Source organism: Psychrobacter sp. M17(2026) (assembly GCF_055699815.1).
Genome location: NZ_CM146741.1, coordinates 1,229,364 through 1,251,190 on the forward strand (window position 1 = coordinate 1,229,364; position 21,827 = coordinate 1,251,190).

Sequence of the window (21,827 nt, forward strand, 5' to 3'; positions counted from 1 at the left end):
TCTATTTTAGAGCTTTAATAAAAACAGGCCACATAAGGATGTGTCATGCCGCCGCAAGTACTTACCGAGTTATCTCCTAAATTAGCCTTTATCATTGCCAGCGTAGTCATCGCGATTATGGGTGTCACCATGATCGGTTTTGGCTGGGTGCCGCACCTATCATTAATGCTTGCTATTGCCATTTTGCTCGCTCTAGGTATGTTCAAGGGCTTAAGCTTTGAGAAGATGCAGGAACAAATGTCATCTGGCGTTGTCAGTGGTATTGGTGCGATCTATTTATTGTTCTTTATTGGTTTGCTAGTTGCCGCGCTTATGATGTCAGGCGCTATTCCTACTATTATGTACTATGGCTTTGAGCTGATCTCGCCACAGTATTATTATATTTCCGCCTTTGTCTTGACCTCGATTATTGGGATTGCCTTGGGCAGTAGTCTGACTACGGCTGCGACCATCGGTGTGGCATTTATTGGTATGAGTAATGCCTTTGACGCCAATGTCGCTATCGCTGCAGGGGCTATCGTTTCAGGTGCGTTCTTTGCTGATAAAATGTCGCCACTCTCAGATACTTGTACGCTAGCGTCTTCTGTTGTGGGTATCGATTTATTCGAGCACATTCGCAATATGATGTATACCACAGTACCCGCGTGGCTTATCACCGCAGGGCTATTTTGGTTCTTCTCAGGGCAAGCAGGTACAGGCAATTTAGACCAAGTGACTTTGTTGCAGTCGCAGTTAGTAGATAGCGGCTTAGTCCATGGTTATTCTGTCATACCGTTTATCGTGCTAGTCGTCTTAGCGCTTTGTCGAGTGAATGCCATTTATACCATTATTTACACGATTGCCAGCGCTTTGATTATTACTTATTTACATAGTATGCCGAGTATTGGACAGTTGGGCGGCTATATGTTTGGTGGCTATGCGCCTGCTGAAAACTTGGCTCTTGGCGAAGTAGGCGGTATGATTTCACGTGGTGGTATGCAGAGCATGTTCTTCACCCAGACCATTGTGATATTGGCATTAAGTTTGGGTGGTCTACTGCGAGCTTTGGGTGTATTACCAGCACTATTGTTAGGTATCAAAGATATGCTGACCAGCTCAGGTCGTGCCATCTTTGCCGCCGCTATGGCAGCCCTTAGCATCAACGTGTTAATCGGTGAGCAGTACTTAAGTATTCTATTGTCAGGTACAGCCTTTCGCCCGACGTTTGAGCGCTTAGACTTACATCCTAAAAACTTATCGCGCACCATTGAAGATGCAGGTACGGTCATCAACCCACTGGTGCCGTGGAGCGTATGCGGGGTGTTTATCAGCCAAGCGCTAGGAGTACCAGTGCTCGACTATCTGCCCTATGCGTTCTTCTGTTACTTATCTCTACTGCTAACGATAGTGTTTGGTTTTACTGGAATAACGATTACCCGTAAAGATGGCAGCAACGTGCGTAAGTACCAAAAAGCACAATCCGCTCATTAATAAGTCGATATGGCAGAGAGCTTATACAGCGTTAAGAAGTACTCTACATTAAGCGCTAACGATAAGGGGTTGTGTTTTTAGAAGCCATGAAAATGATGGACAAAGTAACAGCGCAAGCTGACAGTACTATAGAAAATATTAACCACATCACCTAAGAAAATCAGGCTTCACACTTTAGCTCTATACGCTATATAAGTAATAGCATATAGGGCTTTTTTGACTTATTAAAATGAATTAAACCTATAAGGATTTCTACACATCATCGATATTCTAAATACTAAAATATTGAGGTTTTTACTACCTAGCAATCAATAAACCCACGGTAACCTCAAAACAATAGTCATCTTTGATAACAATATTAACCTCCCCTTTATGAGCAGTAGCGATGGTCTGAACGATAGACAGCCCTAGACCTGAGCCTGAATGGTGCTGGCTGGTCTTGTCATGACGATAAAAGCGCTCAAACAATCGATCTGCTTCGCTTTGGTTTAAAGGTTTTTGTAGATAATTAGTAAAAGTTATCTCTAGCCAAGGTTGCTTAGAGATTTGAGTATTACCCTTGTCATTCTTAAACAGACTATTAGTATTAACAGGAGTTTTTGAAGTATTAATAGTAGCTGATATCGTGATAACGCTGTGACTAGTGGCATAGTAGATGGCGTTGGACAGTAGATTAGCAAATAATCTTTGCAGTAAACCCTCATTACCTAATACTGCACTGAACTCACCTGATTTCTCAAAAGTTATTCCACGATCCTCGGCAATCATTTCAAAGTAATCTAGTAGCTTGTTGATTAGGCTCTCAGTATCTACAGTAGTCACTTGCGAATCACTCAGTCCTTTTTGTGTTTTTGCGAGCAGCAGCATGTTATTAATCATCGCCGATAACTGTTCTAAGGTATTATGCTGATGATGCAATTGCTCAATGTATTCCGCTTCTTCTCTAGGCTTATTCAACATGACTTGCGTTTGCGTACTTAACGTCGCTATGGGCGTGCGTAGCTCATGAGCGATATTATCTGAAAATCGCGATAAGGATTCAAAATTGCTTTCAAGCTTAGCTATCATTGAATTATAGGACTCGGCTAAGGGTCTTAGCTCTAATGGCATATCACTAACGGTTACTCTTTCGCCCAATCTTTCAGGGTTAATACTCTTCATCTTCTGAATAATCGTTGATAAAGGCGCAAATCCCCAATAGACGCTCAACGCTGCTATTGACACCAACAGCAAGGTAATAGCAAATAAAATCATACTCAGCTGACGATTGAACTGCAATAAATACTGATGATGCACGTCGATGGGCAAGGCGATAAGGGCAAGCATATTATCGTCTTCGATGACCATAGCCCGATAACTTCGGTCACTGATATTGATCACAAACTGTCTATCATCATTATTTTGCCGCAAGGATAATAGATTGAAACTGCCACTTAACTCATCAGCAAAGATATTTGGAGTGCTCGATAGCAATCGTCCCTCTTTATCAGCAATGACAGTTTTTAAGTCGTAATCTAGCCAAGCAGAATGTAGATGATCATCATTTTTCGTGGCTATGGTAGGCAGCAGATTTGAAGGAGCTTGCGAGCGAAATTGTTGTTGAGTATTTGATGGACTTTGAGTTTCGGGTAGGGTCTGAGAGGCTATTTGGTTATCCACCTCTGTTACGCGCTTACGTAGGTTGAAGGCTGCGTGGGTGATAATCTCAGCATCCATCTGCTCAAAATGCCCTTTGACAGAGCGCTGTACCCAGATATAAATGATGACCTGAGAGATGACGACGAAGATTGTTAGTAATAATACGGTACGCCACAATAAAGGCAAGCGCCGATTATCAAAAGCTCCTCTCATCTTATTAGCAGTCATGTTCATGAGTATCAGCGTCAACAGAATCTAAACGATAGCCCATGCCGCGCACCGTATGAATGAGCTTGGTCTGATAACCATCATCGATCTTTAGTCGTAGTCGTCTAACGGCCACATCGATCACATTAGTATCGCTATCGAAGTTTATATCCCATACTTGTGAGGCAATGACTGAGCGTGGCAATACTTCACCGCGGCGCTCTAGCATGAATTGTAGTAAGGAGAACTCTTTTGCCGTCAGTTTGATAGGTGCGTCATCTCTGTGTACAGTGCGCTTGGCAATGTCCATTTTGAGATCCGCTATTTGCATCAGCGTACTTTTATAATCAGCTTGATTAGCACGGCGCAGCAAGCTTTTTATACGCACGACTAATTCTGCAAAGGCAAAAGGCTTGGTCAGATAATCATCACCGCCAATCTCAATCCCTTTAATCTTGTCATCCAAATCATCTTTCGCTGTTAGAAATAATACTGGCGTATGCTTGCCCGCCGCTCGGTAATTACGTACTAGCTCAAAACCACTAACATCAGGCAGCATAACATCCATGAGTATCACGCTAAATTCTTCAGTCATCATAGCATGGTAGCCATCTAAGCCTGTTAGCTGGTGGTCGACAATGAAGCCTGCTTCGCTTAAACCTTTTTTTATATATTCGCCAAGTTTTAACTCATCTTCTACTAGTAGTACTTTCATAATAATCCTTTAATGTAATTATGGCTTTTTAATGCTCGAATTGACATAAGTGACAAAATGGACTGGTGTCTGACAAAGATGTCACGTGCTCGTCAGCAAACGGTCAGTATTCATTTGCTACTCTATATCCATAGTACATAGCGGCTCATTCATGATACGAGTAGCTACTATGAATTATTCCTACAGGTCATTAATTTTGATATTCAATAATTTATTAAGGGTTTTATATGAAAAGTTATCTTTCATTCAAAAAAGTAGTACTGCTGTCTGCTTCAATGCTCATTGGTATGTCAGCGGCTAATGCACATACGACCAATCTAAGTACTTCGATTATCGACAACTGCGATAACGTTACTAAGTTTGCCAGGAATCTAGACCACAATAATGCGCAAATCTCTGATGCGCAAATGAAAAGTTATATTGATGCACGAGTCGCTTGTCAGGTTCAACATCAAGACCAGCATTTACAATCTGAAAAATACTTTATCAATAAGTATGGTAGTCAGAGTAATCGCAGCTCTGATGCTATATTAAAGGAATACGTGCAGCATTAAAATTCAAATGTATAAAGATGACAAGATTGTAATCTTAGCGTCATCTAGCAGTCAGAATCACTATTGTATTATCTAGACTGGTCCAACGTCTTTATACTTTCTAACCCAATTCACTACTAGGAATTATTTATGTCACAATTTAAATTACTATCTAAATCAATCGCAGCAACGGCTATTGCTTTAATTGTTTCAACATCAGCGATGGCGCATTCTCCAGAAATGCATGCACAAAAAGATCAAATGAACTGCGAAAAAATGGAGAAGCATATGCAAATGATGCAAAAAATGGATCATAGCAAAATGGATATGAATGACCCGGCTATGAAAGCGATGATGACGAATATGAGCAAGATGAAACAGATGTACCAAAAGCATTGCGTCGCCAGTGACAGTGCTTCTAAATAATTTTAGCTGTACTAGTTATTAGGCAATACGCAATAAGTCAGATTTAACTACAATCTTCGTTAAATCTGATTATTTTGACTAGATTGATAGTAAAGTTTTGACAGCAACAAAATCAAGGACGAACATATGAGATTTTTATGGGGTGCGCTGTTTACTATGTTTGTCGCCATCGTTGGCGTTTTTACGGTAGTTTCTAGTGGCATTATTAATATTGGGGCAGATCAACTCCATACTCCAATAGTCCATGGTTTTTTGGAGACGGCTCGCGAACGTTCTATAGAAAATGCGAGTAAAGACATCGTTGTTCCAGACCTACAACAAGTGGATATGATCAGCTCTGGCGGCGCGGACTACAAAGACATGTGTGCAGGCTGCCATCTAGCACCTGATGCAACACAAACAGATCTGAGTGAGTACTTATATCCGAAACCACCAAACTTTACTAAGGCTGAAGTGGTCGAGCGTTTCAAATCTGAAGCAGGTGCGCAGCAAAGCTTTTGGGCGATTAAACATGGCATTATGGCATCTGGAATGCCTGCGTGGGGCGCGACTCACGATGACGAGAGAATGTGGGCTATGGTCGCTTTTATCAGAGCATTGCCTGAGTTAGATGAGGCGCAATATACGCTACTTACCACAAGATTTGACAGCGATATGATGGATATGTCGTTTGACGATGAGATGATGGATATGTCGGATGGTGACACTGAGATGCAGCATTAATGTGATAACTGGTAGTGCTGTGGTACTACCAGTTATCAGTTGAGATTTAATTTTTAGAGTATTTGCTAGACAAATAAACGCTTAGGAGTAGTTTTATGAGACGCCACACTGATATATCTTTCAATGAGCATCACTGGGCATCCGGGCGTGCTCTTTTGTTGGTTTCTTCATTGTCACTAGTACTTGCAGCTTGTAGTCAACCAAGCTCTACTGCTACTAGCTCGATGCCAGCTACGCAATCGACGACGACAACTGCAGTAGAGCAGCCACAGGCTCACATGATGCCTGTTAGCGCAAACTCAGACACGCAGTCAACTATTTTAAGGGATGTCTCAGCTACTGTTTACAAAGATGCCAATTGCGGCTGCTGTAAAGAGTGGGTAGGTTATGCCGAAGACAATGGTTTAAACGCAACGGCACAAGACGTTGCAGATGTGTCCCTTTTCAAAGACCGCTATGGCGTACCCCAACAGATGCGCTCTTGTCATACTACTATCACCACAGATGGCTATGTTTTTGAAGGACATGTCCCTGCCAAACATATGGCGCAGTTTTTGACAAATCCGCCAAAGGATGCGATTGGTCTGGCTGTACCTAGTATGCCTGTTGGCAGCCCTGGTATGGAGTACCAAGATAAGTTTATGCCTTATCAGGTAATGCAGCTGAACAAAGATGGTAGTACTCAAGTTTACGCTGCTATTGAATCACCAGCGCAGCAGCTATAGTTTTATTAATAAGTCGTTAGATATATAAGTTCAACTCTCATTTCATGGATTAACTTAGGTCAATATTATGAATAATAAAAGTATATTTAACCGTAGGCGTTTTCTGACAGGGTCATCCACCTTGCTCGGCGCGTCAATGCTATCCACACTACCGACGATGGCCAATAGTGCACTAAGCAAAAATCAAAAAGTTGCTGTCAACAGTGATCGAGCCGACCATATCGTACCTGTTCTGACAGGTAATGAGTTTGACCTATATGTTAGCGAAAAGATGATAACGGTCAATGGCAAATCAAGTATGGCAACCTTGATCAATGACTCGCTACCAGGGCCTACGCTCAAAATGCAAGAGGGCGACACGGTTACCATTCGGGTTCATAATCAGCTCAATGAATCGACCTCTATTCATTGGCATGGTTTGCTGGTACCGTTTGAGATGGATGGCGTACCCGGCATTAGCTTCGACGGTATTCCCGCCAAAAGCACTTTTACTTATAAATTTAACATACCGCAATCGGGTACTTATTGGTATCACTCGCATTCAGGGTTTCAAGAGCAGACGGGTATGCGCGGCGCTATAGTCATTGAGCCCAAAGGAGCGGAGCGTTATCCAGTAGAGGAAGACCATGTGATCTTGCTCAGTGATTGGACGCACCGTGACCCGCATAATTTACTCAAACTGTTAAAGCAGCGTTCTGATTTTGACAATTACCATTTGCCAGATTTCAAAAAGCTGTTATCTGATATCGCCGCTACGGATCTTGAGGCCGCTTACGATAAGCGTAAAATGTGGAATCAGATGCGCATGATGCCGACTGATTTTACGGATTTGTCAGGTGAAAACACGTTCACTTATCTTATGAATGGTAAGACCACAGCGGCTAATTGGACGCAACTGGTCAAAGCGGGTCAAAAGGTCAAATTACGTTTTATCAATGCTTCTGCGCAGACAATATTTGATGTACGTATACCCGGTCTGAAGATGACCGTCGTCTCGACAGATGGCAATGATGTTGCACCTGTCAGTGTTGATGACTTCCGTATTGGTGTTGCTGAGACTTATGATGTTATCGTCACGCCAACTGGGGATGCGCATACGATATTTGCGCAAAATATAGATCGCTCAGGTTTTGTTGCCACTACGCTTGCGACCAAAAAAGGCGCTCGCGCTGCGATACCTGCTATGGATAAAATCGAGTGGCTCACGATGGCCGATATGATGGGCGCGATGGGCGCGAATGGCTATGAAGCCCGTCATGCTGAAACAGAATATGACTTTAAGACGGACATGCGCGTTGATAGTGCACGTATTAACATTGATGATCCGGGTATCAATTTACGCGATATCAATCGTAAGGTTTTGACTTATGATCAATTACGCTCTGTAGATAAGCAAGTACTAAGCGAGCAGCGCAAGCCTACTAGAGAGATTGAAATACACCTAACAGGTGCTATGGAGCGCTATATTTGGGCCATGGATGGGGTTATGTTTAAAGATGCCACGCCCGTCAATATCAAGCCGGGTGAACGTGTACGTATCACCTTGGTCAATGACACCATGATGAACCACCCTATGCACTTACATGGTATGTGGAGTGATCTACGTGCACCTAATGGAGACTTTCAAGTCCGCAAGCATACCATCGTCGTGCAACCTGCACAGAAGATTAGCTTTGATGTCACAGGAGAAGCGGGACGATGGGCGTGGCATTGCCATCTGCTTTATCACATGGAAGCAGGTATGTTCAGAGAAGTCGCCGTTGTTTAAGTTATTCTTTGATAGGTGAGAGATAAGATGAAAATACGTAAAGTAAGGTTTAACACTACTGTATTGCCAGTATCCATATTGTCTGCAGCAATGTTGTTGGCTATGCCAGTGGCGAATGCAGCATCAAATCCTGATGCTATGAGTAAAACGAAAATGCCAGTAAGTGACATGTCAGGCATGGATCACAGCGGTATGGATATGTCGGGTATGGATCATAGTGGCATGGACATGTCGGATATGGATCATAGCAGTATGGACATGTCGGATATGGATCACAGCAGTATGGACATGTCGGATATGGATCACAGCAGTATGGATATGTCTGGAATGGACATGTCAGATATGGACCACAGCAGCATGGATATGTCAGGTGATATGGCAGGCATGGACCACAGCGGTATGGATATGTCAGGCGACATGGCAGGTATGGACCATAGCAAAATGAACATGGACATGTCAGGCATGCAAGGTGGTGAGGCTCCAGCTGATGCTCGTAGTTCAGATTATTCCAACGGTGTCCCTTATGGACAGTATGGTAAGCCTGTCATGATGGGTAGCATGCCATTGTGGGGCGTTTCAGTAGATGATTTAGGCTATCAGTTCGATGATGATCAGATCAACTTTGAGATTGAGGGATGGTATGGCGATGATAGTAACCGTTTCAGATTGCGTACAGAGGGAAGTGCTCAAACCAAAGACGATAAAGAAATTAGTAGTTTGAGCTCATTGGCTTACTGGAAGCCACTCGGCATTTATTGGAATGGGGAAGCGGGTGTTGCTTATAATACTGAAAATGATAAGCCAGCGGTAATGGCAGGTATTGTCGGTACGGCTCCATACTTTATTGAAACAGATGCTAGAGCCTACTTATATAGTGATGGTCAAGTACAGCTTGATCTGGGTGCAGAATATGAATGGCGTTTAACTCAACGTTGGGTGGTGATACCAGAAGTAGGTTTGACTGCGTTTAGTAAAGACGATAGTGACAACCAAATCGCTAAAGGCTTCAATGAAATGGAAGCCGAAGTGAGACTAACTTATGAAACCTTGAGTCGGCAGTTAGCACCTTATGTTGGTATAAGCTACGAGTCAGCTTTGGGTGATGCACGTGATTTGCGTCGTCAAGATAACGAATCAGTTGATGGCAGTAGTCTGACTGCGGGTGTCAAATTCTGGTTTTAAACCGTTAATTGTACAATTGTTAAATTTAAAAAGGTCATATTATGAATGCTGATAACCAAAATAGTATGAATCATCAACAGGGTATGAATCCTTACCTAAAGTTTACCTTGATGATTGTCACATCTACAATCGTAATGTTTGTCATGATGTATTTCAATACCTATAAACTCGACCATATTTATTTTAGTGAGACTCGCGCTTATATGGCGCTATACATGGGCGCAGTGATGGCTATTATCATGCTAGCCTTTATGACCAATATGTATAAGAAAACCAAGATAAACTTGATGGTTTATGGGATTAGTGTCTTTCTTTTTGCCTTTGGTCTATGGGGTGTACGCTCGCAACAAACGGTCGATCAGGTCGATTGGATGCAAGCAATGATTCCGCACCATTCGATTGCAATTTTGACCAGTTCACGTGCCGATATCGAAGATCCACGGGTGCGTCAATTAGCTGATGATATTATCGAAGCGCAGAAGCGTGAAATCGGTGAGATGCAGCAATTGATTGATGAGCTGGAGTAAAGAATTATAAGATTAATAGGAGTACTTTAAACTAAAAAATAGTGAGCTATCGAATAGTTACGGTTGCTCATACAGATATATGTACTCAAAGTTCTTATCCACCGCAGATTTAAAGTCCTACTCGTTAAAAAGGTAGTGAAAGGATAAATTGGCATGGAACAAAACAGAACGACTCGTTATCAGCAAGATAGTCTGACTTTATCAGGAACAGTTATGCTAGGTACCGGTGTCATGATTGGCGCCGGTATTTTTGCATTGACTGGGCAGATGGCTCAGATGGTAGGTTCGCTTTTCCCCTTAGCGTTTTTAGCTGCTGCAATTGTTGTTTCTTTTAGCGCCTATTCCTACATCAAAATCTCTAATGCCTACCCATCAGCTGGCGGTGTTGCAATGTATTTGCATCAGGCATACGGAGATCGTTTACCGACTGGCTTTAATGCTTTGCTGATGTATTTTTCCATGGTTATAGCGCAAAGCTTTCTGGCTCGAACGTTCGGGTCATATACTATGCAGTTATTCGGTGGCGATGACAGCGGTCGCATGGTATCTGTTCTTGGTGCAGCACTTATTCTTGCTGCATTCTTGATTAATTTGCTTAGCAATCGTTGGATCCAAGGGGTCGCATCATTTATTGGTATTATAAAAATTGTTGGAATTCTCATCTTCGGTTTAGTTGGTGTCTGGCTAGCTGATAGCTTTGCAATTGATTCTTCCATATTAGGTGATACTAATACTGCTGGTAACTTTCTTGGCGCAACGGCGTTAGGCATACTGGCATTTAAAGGTTTTACCACAATTGCCAACAGTGGCACGGAGGTAAAAGATCCTCATCGTAACGTTGGCCGTGCCATCATAATCTCAATTGCAATCTGCGTAGTTATTTACACTTTAGTCGGTTTTGCGGTGTCTAGTAATCTGTCCCTTGCCGAAATTATTGAAACCAAAGACTATTCCTTGGCTGCTGCCGCACGGCCAGCGCTTGGTGATTATGGTCTGTGGTTCACAGTGGCAATCGCAATGGTAGCTACCGCTGGCGGTCTCCTTGCTAGCATCTTCGCAGTCTCGCGGATGCTTGCTATGTTGACTGACATGAAGCTGGTACCCCATCGTCATTTGGGGATGCCAGGAAGCGTTCAAAAACATACGCTGGTCTATACCGTGGTGTTGGGTTTAGCTCTTACGACGTTATTTGATCTTTCACGCATTGCAGCGCTTGGGATTGTTTTTTATCTAATCATGGATATTGCTATTCATTGGGGGGTTCTAAGATACCTTCGTCAGGATATAAAAGCGGTGGTGTGGGTGCCTGTAGTGGCCATAATTCTTGATATCTCAATTCTTAGTGGCTTTATCTGGATTAAACTAAACTCAGATCCATTTGTGATTGGCGTGGCAATTGTCACTATTATAGTGATTGCTGTGGCTGAGCAGATTTACTTGAAATCTTCAGCGAGGAAAAAAGCTATCGAAAAAGATGCACTTGCACAGTATTCTTGATAAATGCATGGCTCGCTCGACGTGAGGAACGGCATATGCTCGAATCATTTGGTGAAGGTTACCTTGCTTGTAAACGGCAGGTACCAATGTTTATTCCTCATTGGGGTCGCTAGCGTCAACTCGCTGGCGCCACACGAATCAAAAAGTAATGCTAATACAGCATAAAGCTTTTACTTATACTGGTTCTTTAAATTTAGAACGGAAAGGTGGACGTTTAATTAGTTTAAGCTTGAACGACATCATGTAATAACAAGGAGTATTAAGATGGTCAAATCAAACTTAACAACAAGTACCTTAAGAATTGTCCCTGTTGGCAACAGTGTATCGTTGTTTTTACTCATTAGTTACCTGTTATGCATAGGCTTTGGTTTACTCGCTCCCGAGCAAATATCTATGCATGAAGCTTGGGCGCCTCTACTACCCGGCTTTGAATGGTTGACTTGGACAGGTTTTCTAATTGGACTTGTAGAATCGTACCTTTATGGTTGGTATTTCGCAATCTTGTTCGTGCCACTATACCGTTGGTTCGCAAAATAGTTCAAAGGTACCAATATTAATCATCAAGGCTCTGCTCAAATATTTGAATGATAAAGACTAAAGTCCAATTGAAAGTATAAAAAGTAATTTTTTAGATTAATGATTATATGAATTAATGATTATATTAATAGCAATTGAGAATTGATAATAGTGCTTTAAGAGCTGTACTTATTATCAACATTTATTGTCTTCAAGGAGTAAATTTATGAAACATATTGCCGATGACAAATCTATCAAAGGTGGTCAGTACGATAAAGTGCCAGAAAATTATAGTGGTACGGTTTATATCTGCCCGATGCATTCTGAGGTTAGAGATGTTGAAGCTAGCGATTGTCCGATATGCGGTATGTTTCTCAAACCTGAAGACAAGGCTACTCAATCCAACAATAATGAAGATAGTCATGCGAATTGCCATGGAGCAGATACTAATAATAGCACTGAGGCAAAACCTATCGAAGGCGGTAAGTACGATAAAGTGCCAGCCGATTACAACGGTACAGTCTTTATTTGCCCGATGCATCCTGAGGTCAGAGATGTCGAAAAAAGTGACTGCCCCATATGCGGGATGTTTCTTCAGCCTGAAGACGAAGTTGCTGACTCAAGCGACAAAGAAGACAGTCATGCCCATTGTCATGGAGCGGGTAATGGTAGCGGCTCGGTAAAATCTATTAAAGGCGGTAAATACGATAAAGTACCAGACGATTATAATGGTACGGTCTATATCTGTCCCATGCATCCAGAAGTCAGGGATGTTGAGAATAGTGGTTGTCCAATATGCGGCATGGCACTTGAGCCAGAAACGGTCACCATTGGCGAAGAAGATACCTCAGAGCTTAATGATATGACCCGCCGATTTTGGATTTGTACGGTACTCACTATCCCGCTATTAATATATGTTATGAGCGGTATGTTTGGAATAAGCTTAGCTAACTTTAGTCAGTATGGTATACCTTCACAGGTTTTACAATGGGCTGAGTTAGTGCTTGCGACACCTGTAGTGCTTTGGGGGGCTGCCCCGTTTTTCGTTCGTGGCTGGCAGTCTATAAAAAGTCGCAATCTCAATATGTTCACTTTGATTGCCATAGGCGTAGGCGCTGCTTATATTTTCAGTATTGTCGCGACCTTTTTCCCCAATATTTTCCCAAACAGTTTTAGAGACGCTAGTGGTCAAGTCGGCGTCTACTATGAAGCAGCAGCTGTCATCGTAACCTTGGTACTACTCGGTCAAGTGTTAGAGCTCAAAGCCAGAAGTAAAACTTCAGGTGCGATTCGAGCATTGCTTGAGTTAGCTCCACCGACTGCAAGACGTGTGGATGAAAACGGAGAAGAGATCGAAGTCTCGCTTGATGAGGTTGTCAGTGGCGATAAGCTACGGGTTAGACCTGGTGAGAAGTTGCCCGTAGACGGTACAGTGATCGATGGTAATAGTAATGTTGATGAATCAATGGTAACGGGTGAACCAATCCCTGTATCAAAAGTAGCAGGAGATACCGTGACTGGTGGTACGGTAAATGGCACCGGAACGCTATTGGTCGAAGCGGTCAATGTTGGAGCAGATTCGGTATTATCCAAAATTGTACAAATGGTTAGTGAGGCTCAGCGTAGCCGCGCGCCTATCCAGCGCTTGGTAGATCAAGTGGCGGGTTGGTTCGTACCCATTGTTATTATCAGCTCTATCATAACCTTTATTGTTTGGGCGATATTCGGCCCTGAGCCCGCTATGGCTTATGCTTTGGTTAACGCGATTGCAGTACTGATTATTGCCTGTCCTTGCGCCCTTGGTCTGGCGACACCTATGTCCATTATGGTCGGTACGGGTAAAGGCGCGCAAAACGGTGTCCTTATCAAAAATGCCGAAGCGCTAGAGACTATGGAAAAGGTCGATACCATCGTCGTCGACAAAACTGGCACTCTGACTGCTGGTAAACCTGAGCTGACCGCAATCGATGCGTTGGCAGGTCAAGATGAAGATGAATTTTTAGCCTTAATAGCCGCAGTAGAAAGCGCAAGCGAGCATCCTTTGGCAGAAGCTATCGTGAGAGCCGCTCAAGAAAGATCACTTACTATTCCTAAAGCCCAAGACTTTAATTCGACGACGGGCGAGGGCGTACAAGCCATCGTCAATGGTAAACAAGTCGCTATCGGTAACTCAAAGCTTATGGAGAGTTTAAACAGCTTCGATCAGGATTTATCTACTAAAGCCGACGTCCGTAGAAAGGATGGGGAAACGGTAATGTTTGTGGCTATAGATGGTAAAGCGGCAGGGATAATATCAGTCGCTGATCCTATTAAACCAAGCACCAAGGAAGCCATAAAGTTACTACACGACTCGGGACTAAAAGTTGTGATGCTAACCGGTGACAACGAAAAAACCGCGCAGGCAGTCGCTAATAAATTAGGCATTGATGAAGTTCATGCGGATGTCTCACCAGAGGATAAAAACCGTATCGTCAAAGAAATGCAAGACAGCGGTAAATTGGTCGCTATGGCAGGCGACGGTATTAACGACGCGCCTGCACTAGCGCAGGCTAATGTCGGTATTGCTATGGGAACGGGTACTGATGTGGCGATGGAGAGTGCGGGTATTACCCTGCTAAAAGGTGATTTGATGGGCATTGCCAAAGCTTATAAGCTTAGCCACGCCACCATGCGTAATATCAGACAGAATCTGTTTTTTGCCTTTATCTACAATGCACTTGGCATTCCAATTGCCGCAGGTGTGCTCTATCCCGTATTTGGGCTTCTACTTAGCCCAATGATAGCAGCGGCAGCGATGAGCTTGTCGTCATTCTCGGTGATTGCTAACGCGCTTAGACTACGTCGGTTGGACTTATGATGTGAATGTCATAAAGAGAGTATTAAAGTGCAGTGCCCAGTATGGGTTTGATTAAAACTTAAAAGTAAGGATGTTGTTATGGGTAGTTTTTCTATTACACATTGGCTGATATTGTTAGTAGTCGTGGTAGTGGTGTTTGGTACTGCCAAGCTTAAAAATGCAGGTAAAGATTTAGGCAGCGCAGTAAAGGGCTTTAAAGAAGCGGTCAAAGATGAAGAAACTGAGCACGCTCGCACGCGGCAGGCAATTAGCCATGAAGCCACTACTTCAACTGCAAATAATGACTTAAACGCTAATAATTTAAGTACTAATAACTTAAATACTGAGGGTAGCACTCAAGTCGATGATTTAGAAGTTAGTCCGGTTCCCACTGATGACAAGAATACGTTGTAAAGCGTATTACTAGCCATATTCAATAGCCTATTCACTAATATATTTGCCTATTATGTTTGATATTGGATTTTCCGAGTTACTCTTGTTTGGCGTTATAGCATTAATTGTCTTAGGTCCAGAAAAATTACCTCAGGCGGCCCGTACCGCGGGGCAATGGTATGCCAAACTGCGTCGCATGATCTCAACCTTAAAGTCTGAAATAGAGTCTGAGCTTGATCTGGCTGAGACACGAAAACAAATGCAGGATGAGCTGGCAAAGATTCGTCAGACTGAGACAGAAATGAAGCGCGAATTGGCCGAGATGCGCGGTAGTATGGATAAGTTTGAAAACTCGCAGAATCAAAGCTCAGATAGCTCCTATAGGCCAACCGCTCCTCATCAGCAAAATCATAAGCCAAATATTTCCTCATTATCGCATGTAGAGAAGGGGGATGAATGAGCTTGTTTAAGCGCCGAAAAAACCACCAAAGAAAGTTAGCGGATACAGATACTAAAGCGCCAGATACTACCTATAGTGCTGAGACTGATAATATGCTAAATGCGCTCAGCGATATGCCTATTACTGAGCATTTGATCGAATTACGCAAGCATCTCATCAGAATATGCGTAGCCGTTTTGATTGTCTTCTTAGCATTGGTAGGGTTTTCGCGCGAGCTCTACAACCTCTTATCAGACCCTTTAGTCGCGCAGCTGCCTGCGAATTCGACTATGATTGCCACTGATATCACCTCGAACTTTATGTCACCCATTCGCTTGACGATTTTCGTTGCTGCCTTTGTAGTGATGCCTTATATTTTGTATCAAATTTGGTCATTCATAGCCCCCGCATTATATAAAAAAGAGAGAAAAGTCACTATTCCAGTGCTGATATCTTCAATATTTCTATTTTATACTGGTGTTGCTTTTGCCTACTTTGTGGTACTCAAAGGCGTATTGAAATTCTTTATCCTATTTGCTCCGCAAAACGTCATACCCATGACCGATATTGATAGTTATTTGAGCTTTACTCTCAAATTATTTATGGTATTTGGACTCACCTTTGAGATTCCAGTCGTGACTCTACTACTGATAATGGTTGGAATCGTCTCTACAAAGAGCTTAGAGGATAAGCGCCGCTTTATCATAGTTGGTTGTTTTGCAATCGCAGCGGTAGTGACACCGCCCGATGGTGTCTCGATGCTGTTACTCGCGATTCCAATGTGGCTATTGTTCGAATTAGGCTTGTTTTTGGCAAAAATATTAATCAAAGAAGAGCGTAAAACCGTTTAATCTTACAAAGTCACTATTTCGCAAAACAACTATAAAAATTAAATTTATCTAAACATTCAAACCCTTCTTCTACTTTGGCTTCTCCTTAAACCCTATTAGTTCATTCACTCTATTTAGTAATGAGATTAAAATGGAACCCCTAATCAATAATAAAAATAATGACAATTTTGCAGATCGACTTAATCAAGAGTGCTATTGCCATACTTTAGATCGCAAAGCACTTAATACCAGCCTTCAAAATCAGTTATCAGACACTACAGACAACCCAATAGGAGCTAATGAGCTCAATAAGCTGTTTTCAGCAACGCCAGTGTTCGTCCCTAAAACAGAGATCAAGACAATGATGCGTATTGTTGAAGCTATTGAGTCGGCTGCTAGACTGCCGTCTTATCAACAGCAAGTACTGTCATGGGCACCCAAAATAGCGGCTTTCGATTCTGGTCCAATAGGGGCGTTTATGGGTTATGACTTTCACTTAGGTAGCGATGGCCCTCAACTTATTGAGATCAATACCAATGCAGGCGGCGCGTTTTTAAACGCAGCACTTGCTCGCGCACAAAAACACTGCTGCCACCCATCCCAGCAAAGTGTTGCTACTACTAAAATGCTTGATGGCTTTGAAGAAGCCGTCACTAGCATGTTCATAGAAGAATGGCAGCGACAATCAGCGACTGCCATGCCCAATCGAATCGCTATTGTGGACAACGATCCCAAAAACCAGTTCATGTATTTAGAGTTTCAGCTGGCCTGCAAACTACTTCAGGCTAAGGGCATTGATACCGTTATACTTGATCCGTCCGAACTAAATTATGTTGATGGAACACTGACCGCCCATGGCAAGCCCATTGATATGATCTATAATCGCTTGGTTGACTTCGCATTTGAAAACCCCAACCACGCCACACTCAAAAAAGCCTACTTAGAGGGCGCGGTAGTGGTAACCCCTAATCCGCATGTTCATGCTATATTCGCTAATAAGCGCAATCTTACTTTGTTATCCGATCCGCAAACGTTACGTTCGTGGGGACTAGATAACGTCGCAGCAGAACACCTAAAAAGATCAGTACCAATAACGAGAATGGCTACGCAAAACGACGCAGAAGAATTGTGGCGTACGCGGCGACAATGGTTTTTTAAGCCAGTAGCTGGTTATGGTAGTAAGGGCGTTTATCGTGGCAGCAAGGTTACTCGTCGAGTGTTTGAGAATATATTAGATGAAGACTATATTGCGCAGACTTTTATACCGGCAACAGAGCGCTCAATAAAAATCGATGATGTTGTGACGACTAGAAAGGTAGACATACGTCTTTACACCTATGCAGGACAGTTGCTACTCACTGCGGGACGTATCTATCAGGGTCAAGTGACCAATTTTCGTACATCAGGAGGTGGATTTGCGCCTGTTTTTCAAGTGTGACTATTTGAGTTTGGTGTGCTTACATCGGTAGAGAGGGATAACTACCATTGGTTGATAGATAGAATGTAATCATCTGTGCTGTCCTTTCGACTATAAAACGGTTGTCTTGAAGAGGGTAAAAAGTGATTCTGGCAATGATAATGGCGGCGATTCTGATCGCTGTCTGCACGACAATACATTACGGCGCACTAAAGTTCTCATCACAGTTTGTGACGCCGTCTCGCCATTTAGGACACTGCCTTGGGGTCGCAGTCGGCTTAATCGTACTTGCCCAAACGTTCGAGGCCTTGCTCTATGCTGCTGGCTTCTGGTTTGCGGTGCACAACCTTGAGGTCGGTAACCTTGTATCATCTTCATCTGGCAATGGCGACGCTCTTAGTTTTATGGATTACTTTTACTTTTCGCTAGTCAACTTCACCACGCTTGGACGAGGCGATCTCATGCCTAACGGACATCTGCGATTCATGACTGCGATGGAAGCTTTTCATGGGTTTTTACTGATTACAGTATCCGGAACCTTTGTTCTACAGATTATGAGCGGTAAAAAACCCCTTTCAAACTAGTTAAAAACTTTCTCAATGATACGTCACGCAGAGTTGCATAAGCTATGTCAGGACGCTAATACTACTCTGATACGGATAAAATAGTTCAAGTGGTTAAAAGGAATAAATCTATGACACGAAGCAACAAAGATCATCAGGACATTGATCAGTCTATTAGAACCCTAGATTCTGATGACAACTGGATTGAGAAAATATGGGCATGGGCAGATGAGTTTGAGCTAAAGGACTCAGAAATCCCTCGTGACAAGAAGTCATTACTTGCTCTAAAAAAGCTAGAGATTTTGGAGCTTGAACTCGATAAGCAACACTCAAGGGACGTCTATAGAATAGACTATGTACCTGATGAGCTTACCAATCTTACCAATCTAATAGAAATAACGATCAGTGGTTTGTCTTCAAGTCATTTACCTCACAATATAGGCAAGCTCAATAATCTAACTAAGCTATCTATTAGTCACTCTAAACTTATCGCATTACCTGACAGCATCGGAAAACTCAGTAACCTCCAAGAGCTCTTCATTGATGATAGTAGACTTGAAGTGCTACCCGATAGTATTGGGCAACTTTGTAGTCTTACTAAAATGTTTATTGGCCGTTGTCCGCTTCAACATCTACCTGACAGCATAGGATTACTCACTAATCTGACAGTACTTGATCTCGTTCACTGTGAGCTTGAAGATCTGCCTGATACCATTGGACAGCTTAATAACCTTGCTAAGCTTTTTATGAGTTATTGTCTGCTCAAGCACTTGCCTGATAGCATAGGGCAACTCACTCACTTAATTGAGCTTGAATTTATCAACTGTGATCTCAAAGACCTACCTAGTAGTATTGGACAGCTAACTAACCTTAACAAGCTTTATATCAATCGTTGTAATGTTAAAGAGCTGCCTGACAGCATTGGACAGCTCAGCAATCTTACAGAGCTTTTTATTAGTCATTGCGAGCTCAAACAGCTACCTAATAGTATAGGCCAGCTTGTGAGCTTAATTAACCTTGACCTGCTTCACCTTGAACTGACAGAGCTACCCGATAGCTTTGGACACCTCATCAATCTTACTGAGCTCAATATTATCAACTGTAAACTTAAAGTATTGCCTGATAGCATCGGACAGCTCATTAAATTAACTAAGCTCAATTTTAATCATTCCAAGCTTGAAGTCCTACCTGACAGCATAGGGCAGCTCACTAACCTTACTGAGCTTTTTATTAGTCATGGCAAGTTTGACAAGCTACCTGATAGCGTAGGTCAACTTGCTAATCTAGAGAAGCTTTATATTAACCATTGTAGCCTTAAAGAGCTGCCTGAAAACATAGGGCAACTTAAGAGTCTGACTGAGTTTTTCATCAGTTATTGCAAATTGGACAAGCTGCCTAGTAGTATTGGTGAGCTTAATAATCTCGCTAAGCTTGAGCTTATTTATTGTAATCTAATTAATCTGCCAGACAATCTTGTACAGCTGAATAGTTTGAGATGTATCAATCTTACTGGTAATCCTCTTGATAGACTCTCTTTAGAGGTGAAAGATTATTTGCGTGCTATAGATACAGTCTACGGTTGGGATGAATAGTTATATTCTGGTCTTAACAACCTCATTTAAGTAAAACTAAAAGTATGAAAAACCTAATATTATTAACGAGTTTTGAAGCTACTATAGTACAGCCAGCTAACTAGCATGCTTTTTAGAAACTGGATTCCATCCCATAAAAAATGATGGCCACCATTAAGCTGACCATCATTTTTTCGAAATTTACTTGGTTTTAACTAAGACAGTTGTGCCTTACTTACCAAACACTTTCATACGCTTGTCTAAAGACTGGAACGCTTTGTCGCTTGCTGGCTGCTCGATTGCACCAAATACCATCTGGGCGTTTAGTTCCCAATCGGTATCAATATTCCAAGTACTCGCAACTTTGTCATCTATCACTGGATTATAATGTTGTAAGTTGGCACCGATATTGAGGCTAGCTAATGCCGTCCAAATCACGTACTGATGCATAGCACTGGTTTGGTGTGCCCAGATAGGGAACTTATCGGCATATAAAGGCGCAGCTTCTTGCATATTTCTGACGACGCCTTTGTCCTCAAAGAACATAATCGTGCCAGCGCCTGCTCTAAACCCAGCGATCTTATCTTTAGTGCCTTGGAATTTCTCTTCATCATTAACGATAGCTTTTAACGTCTCTTCAGTTATATCCCAGAGCTTTTTATGATCGTCGCCGAATAAGACGACAATACGCGCTGACTGCGAATTAAAGGCTGATGGTGTGTGCAAAATAGCATGTTCGACCAGATCAACGATCTCGTCTTTTGAGACGGGCAGATTGTCGCTAAGCGCATATATAGAACGACGCTTTTCAGCTAGTTGTTGTAAGTCTTTTAAATTTGACATAGTTATCTCCAGTGGTTATAAATTTAAGTAAAATGTAAAAATAATCTAAAATGAAGCGGTGATTAGCCTTTAAAGCCTTCAGGTAATTCTGGTGCTGGCAAACGCTTCATATCAGAGTCAACATTACCGAAACGCTCATGACCATTGTTCCAGTCAATGATTGATTGCTCAATCTCTTCCTTATTATCCGCGACAAAGTTCCACCAGAGTAGCACTTGGTTATTCAAGGGTTCACCGCCGATAAACATAATACGCGTGCCTTTTTTAGCCGCTATTTTAATGCTCTCATTATTAGCGACATCACTATCATGGAAGCGAAACAATTGATCTTGCTTACAGATTTTGCCTTCAGACTCTATTTCGCCCTCGCTAACTAAGATGCCATACTCAAAGCCTGACTCTAAAGTCATTATGGCTTCATCATCTTCAATGAAATAAACGTCGATACCGACCATCTTTGAGTATTGAATAGTAGGCGCTTCAAAATGCTTACCTGAAGCGTTGGTATAACTACCTGTAGTCAGGATCATCTCGACATTATTCTCCTGCCAAGTGGGCAGATCAGGATAATGATGAAAACCGCGCTCTATCTGTTGATCAGTCGGTAGGGCAATCCATAGCTGCACCATGCTTAGGGCACGCGATGCGTCTGGTGAGCCACCTGTATCTGCAAAGACACTTTGTTCAGTATGACTAATGCCTTGATTCAAGCCTGTACCTGCGGTCATGACGTTGACTTGATTCTTGGTAATCACTTGCTCGTTACCTAAGCTATCCTTGTGCAGTACTTCACCATCAAGCATCCAGCTAAAGGTCTGTAGATTGATATGCGGATGGCGACCCACTTGCATACCTGATTCATCTGCATCAAATTCGGCAGGACCTGCATGGTCCAAAAAGCACCACGCACCAATGGGCTGTTTGCCTTTATTAGGCAGCAAACGTGCAATCGGAATACCACCGACATCGGCCATTCTTGGCTCTAAGGTTTGAATACTCATCATTTAC

At 42.5% G+C, this 21,827-nt stretch carries 21 protein-coding genes; 17 read left to right on the top strand and 4 right to left on the bottom strand.

The window, feature by feature from the left end; genetic code table 11:
* Nucleotides 1–45 precede the first annotated feature (45 nt).
* Nucleotides 46–1,470: a Na+/H+ antiporter NhaC gene (gene nhaC / locus ACR63T_RS05185; RefSeq protein WP_305899984.1), complete on the top strand. Its 1,425-nt coding sequence runs from the start codon at nucleotides 46–48 to the stop codon at nucleotides 1,468–1,470.
* 297 nt (nucleotides 1,471–1,767) lie between these two features.
* Here nhaC and ACR63T_RS05190 read toward each other — a convergent pair whose 3' ends face one another.
* Together ACR63T_RS05190 and ACR63T_RS05195 are read right to left on the bottom strand one after the other, a co-directional pair.
* Nucleotides 1,768–3,321, bottom strand: coding sequence for an ATP-binding protein (locus tag ACR63T_RS05190; protein ID WP_472785234.1), 1,554 nt, complete (start codon nucleotides 3,319–3,321; stop codon nucleotides 1,768–1,770).
* Between the two features lie 4 nt (nucleotides 3,322–3,325).
* The gene (locus ACR63T_RS05195) at nucleotides 3,326–4,030 is read right to left on the bottom strand and encodes a heavy metal response regulator transcription factor (RefSeq protein WP_305899986.1); all 705 of its coding nucleotides are present in this window, start codon (nucleotides 4,028–4,030) and stop codon (nucleotides 3,326–3,328) included.
* Nucleotides 4,031–4,257: 227 nt separating this feature from the next.
* On the opposite strand from ACR63T_RS05195, the gene ACR63T_RS05200 reads away from it, so the two are divergent.
* The 16 genes from ACR63T_RS05200 (at nucleotide 4,258) to ACR63T_RS05275 (ending at nucleotide 19,997) form a co-directional block, all read left to right on the top strand.
* The gene (locus tag ACR63T_RS05200; protein ID WP_305899987.1) at nucleotides 4,258–4,584 is read left to right on the top strand and encodes a hypothetical protein; all 327 of its coding nucleotides are present in this window, start codon (nucleotides 4,258–4,260) and stop codon (nucleotides 4,582–4,584) included.
* 129 nt (nucleotides 4,585–4,713) lie between these two features.
* The gene (locus tag ACR63T_RS05205) at nucleotides 4,714–4,989 is read left to right on the top strand and encodes a hypothetical protein (protein WP_472784981.1); all 276 of its coding nucleotides are present in this window, start codon (nucleotides 4,714–4,716) and stop codon (nucleotides 4,987–4,989) included.
* Nucleotides 4,990–5,115: 126 nt separating this feature from the next.
* A complete protein-coding gene (locus tag ACR63T_RS05210; protein WP_305899989.1) occupies nucleotides 5,116–5,712 on the top strand; it encodes a c-type cytochrome in 597 nt (198 codons plus the stop codon).
* Between the two features lie 95 nt (nucleotides 5,713–5,807).
* Entirely contained in the window at nucleotides 5,808–6,437 is a 630-nt protein-coding gene (locus ACR63T_RS05215) for a DUF411 domain-containing protein (RefSeq protein WP_305899990.1), read from the top strand.
* 67 nt (nucleotides 6,438–6,504) lie between these two features.
* On the top strand, nucleotides 6,505–8,205 hold the full coding sequence (locus tag ACR63T_RS05220; protein WP_305899991.1) for a copper resistance system multicopper oxidase: 1,701 nt from the start codon (nucleotides 6,505–6,507) through the stop codon (nucleotides 8,203–8,205).
* A gap of 27 nt (nucleotides 8,206–8,232) precedes the next feature.
* Nucleotides 8,233–9,387, top strand: coding sequence for a copper resistance protein B (locus ACR63T_RS05225; RefSeq protein ID WP_472784982.1), 1,155 nt, complete (start codon nucleotides 8,233–8,235; stop codon nucleotides 9,385–9,387).
* A 41-nt stretch (nucleotides 9,388–9,428) separates the two neighbouring features.
* Nucleotides 9,429–9,914 (top strand): DUF305 domain-containing protein, encoded by a 486-nt coding sequence (locus tag ACR63T_RS05230; protein ID WP_472784983.1) that lies wholly within the window; start codon nucleotides 9,429–9,431, stop codon nucleotides 9,912–9,914.
* 153 nt (nucleotides 9,915–10,067) lie between these two features.
* Nucleotides 10,068–11,411: an APC family permease gene (locus ACR63T_RS05235; RefSeq protein WP_472784984.1), complete on the top strand. Its 1,344-nt coding sequence runs from the start codon at nucleotides 10,068–10,070 to the stop codon at nucleotides 11,409–11,411.
* Nucleotides 11,412–11,675: 264 nt separating this feature from the next.
* Nucleotides 11,676–11,948, top strand: coding sequence for a DUF5676 family membrane protein (locus ACR63T_RS05240; RefSeq protein WP_305899995.1), 273 nt, complete (start codon nucleotides 11,676–11,678; stop codon nucleotides 11,946–11,948).
* Nucleotides 11,949–12,153: 205 nt separating this feature from the next.
* A complete protein-coding gene (locus ACR63T_RS05245) occupies nucleotides 12,154–14,784 on the top strand; it encodes a copper-transporting P-type ATPase (protein ID WP_472784985.1) in 2,631 nt (876 codons plus the stop codon).
* Nucleotides 14,785–14,862: 78 nt separating this feature from the next.
* Nucleotides 14,863–15,177: a Sec-independent protein translocase subunit TatA gene (gene tatA / locus ACR63T_RS05250; protein ID WP_472784986.1), complete on the top strand. Its 315-nt coding sequence runs from the start codon at nucleotides 14,863–14,865 to the stop codon at nucleotides 15,175–15,177.
* A gap of 82 nt (nucleotides 15,178–15,259) precedes the next feature.
* Nucleotides 15,260–15,616 (top strand): Sec-independent protein translocase protein TatB, encoded by a 357-nt coding sequence (tatB, locus tag ACR63T_RS05255; RefSeq protein ID WP_472784987.1) that lies wholly within the window; start codon nucleotides 15,260–15,262, stop codon nucleotides 15,614–15,616.
* Nucleotides 15,613–16,446, top strand: a complete 834-nt coding sequence (gene tatC, locus ACR63T_RS05260; RefSeq protein WP_472784988.1) for a twin-arginine translocase subunit TatC — start codon at nucleotides 15,613–15,615, stop codon at nucleotides 16,444–16,446. Before tatB ends, tatC begins: the two co-directional genes overlap by 4 nt.
* A gap of 130 nt (nucleotides 16,447–16,576) precedes the next feature.
* Nucleotides 16,577–17,863: an ATP-grasp domain-containing protein gene (locus tag ACR63T_RS05265; protein WP_472784989.1), complete on the top strand. Its 1,287-nt coding sequence runs from the start codon at nucleotides 16,577–16,579 to the stop codon at nucleotides 17,861–17,863.
* Nucleotides 17,864–18,003: 140 nt separating this feature from the next.
* Complete coding sequence (locus ACR63T_RS05270; protein WP_472784990.1) at nucleotides 18,004–18,426, top strand: ion channel; 423 nt, start codon at nucleotides 18,004–18,006, stop codon at nucleotides 18,424–18,426.
* 110 nt (nucleotides 18,427–18,536) lie between these two features.
* A complete protein-coding gene (locus tag ACR63T_RS05275; protein ID WP_472784991.1) occupies nucleotides 18,537–19,997 on the top strand; it encodes a leucine-rich repeat domain-containing protein in 1,461 nt (486 codons plus the stop codon).
* A gap of 210 nt (nucleotides 19,998–20,207) precedes the next feature.
* Here the strand turns inward: ACR63T_RS05275 and ACR63T_RS05280 are convergent, their stop codons facing one another.
* Together ACR63T_RS05280 and ACR63T_RS05285 are read right to left on the bottom strand one after the other, a co-directional pair.
* Entirely contained in the window at nucleotides 20,208–20,819 is a 612-nt protein-coding gene (locus ACR63T_RS05280) for a nitroreductase family protein (protein ID WP_472784992.1), read from the bottom strand.
* Nucleotides 20,820–20,881: 62 nt separating this feature from the next.
* Nucleotides 20,882–21,823 carry a pirin family protein gene (locus ACR63T_RS05285; RefSeq protein WP_472784993.1) on the bottom strand — a complete coding sequence of 314 codons (942 nt, stop codon included), beginning with the start codon at nucleotides 21,821–21,823 and terminating at the stop codon, nucleotides 20,882–20,884.
* Nucleotides 21,824–21,827: the final 4 nt, after the last annotated feature.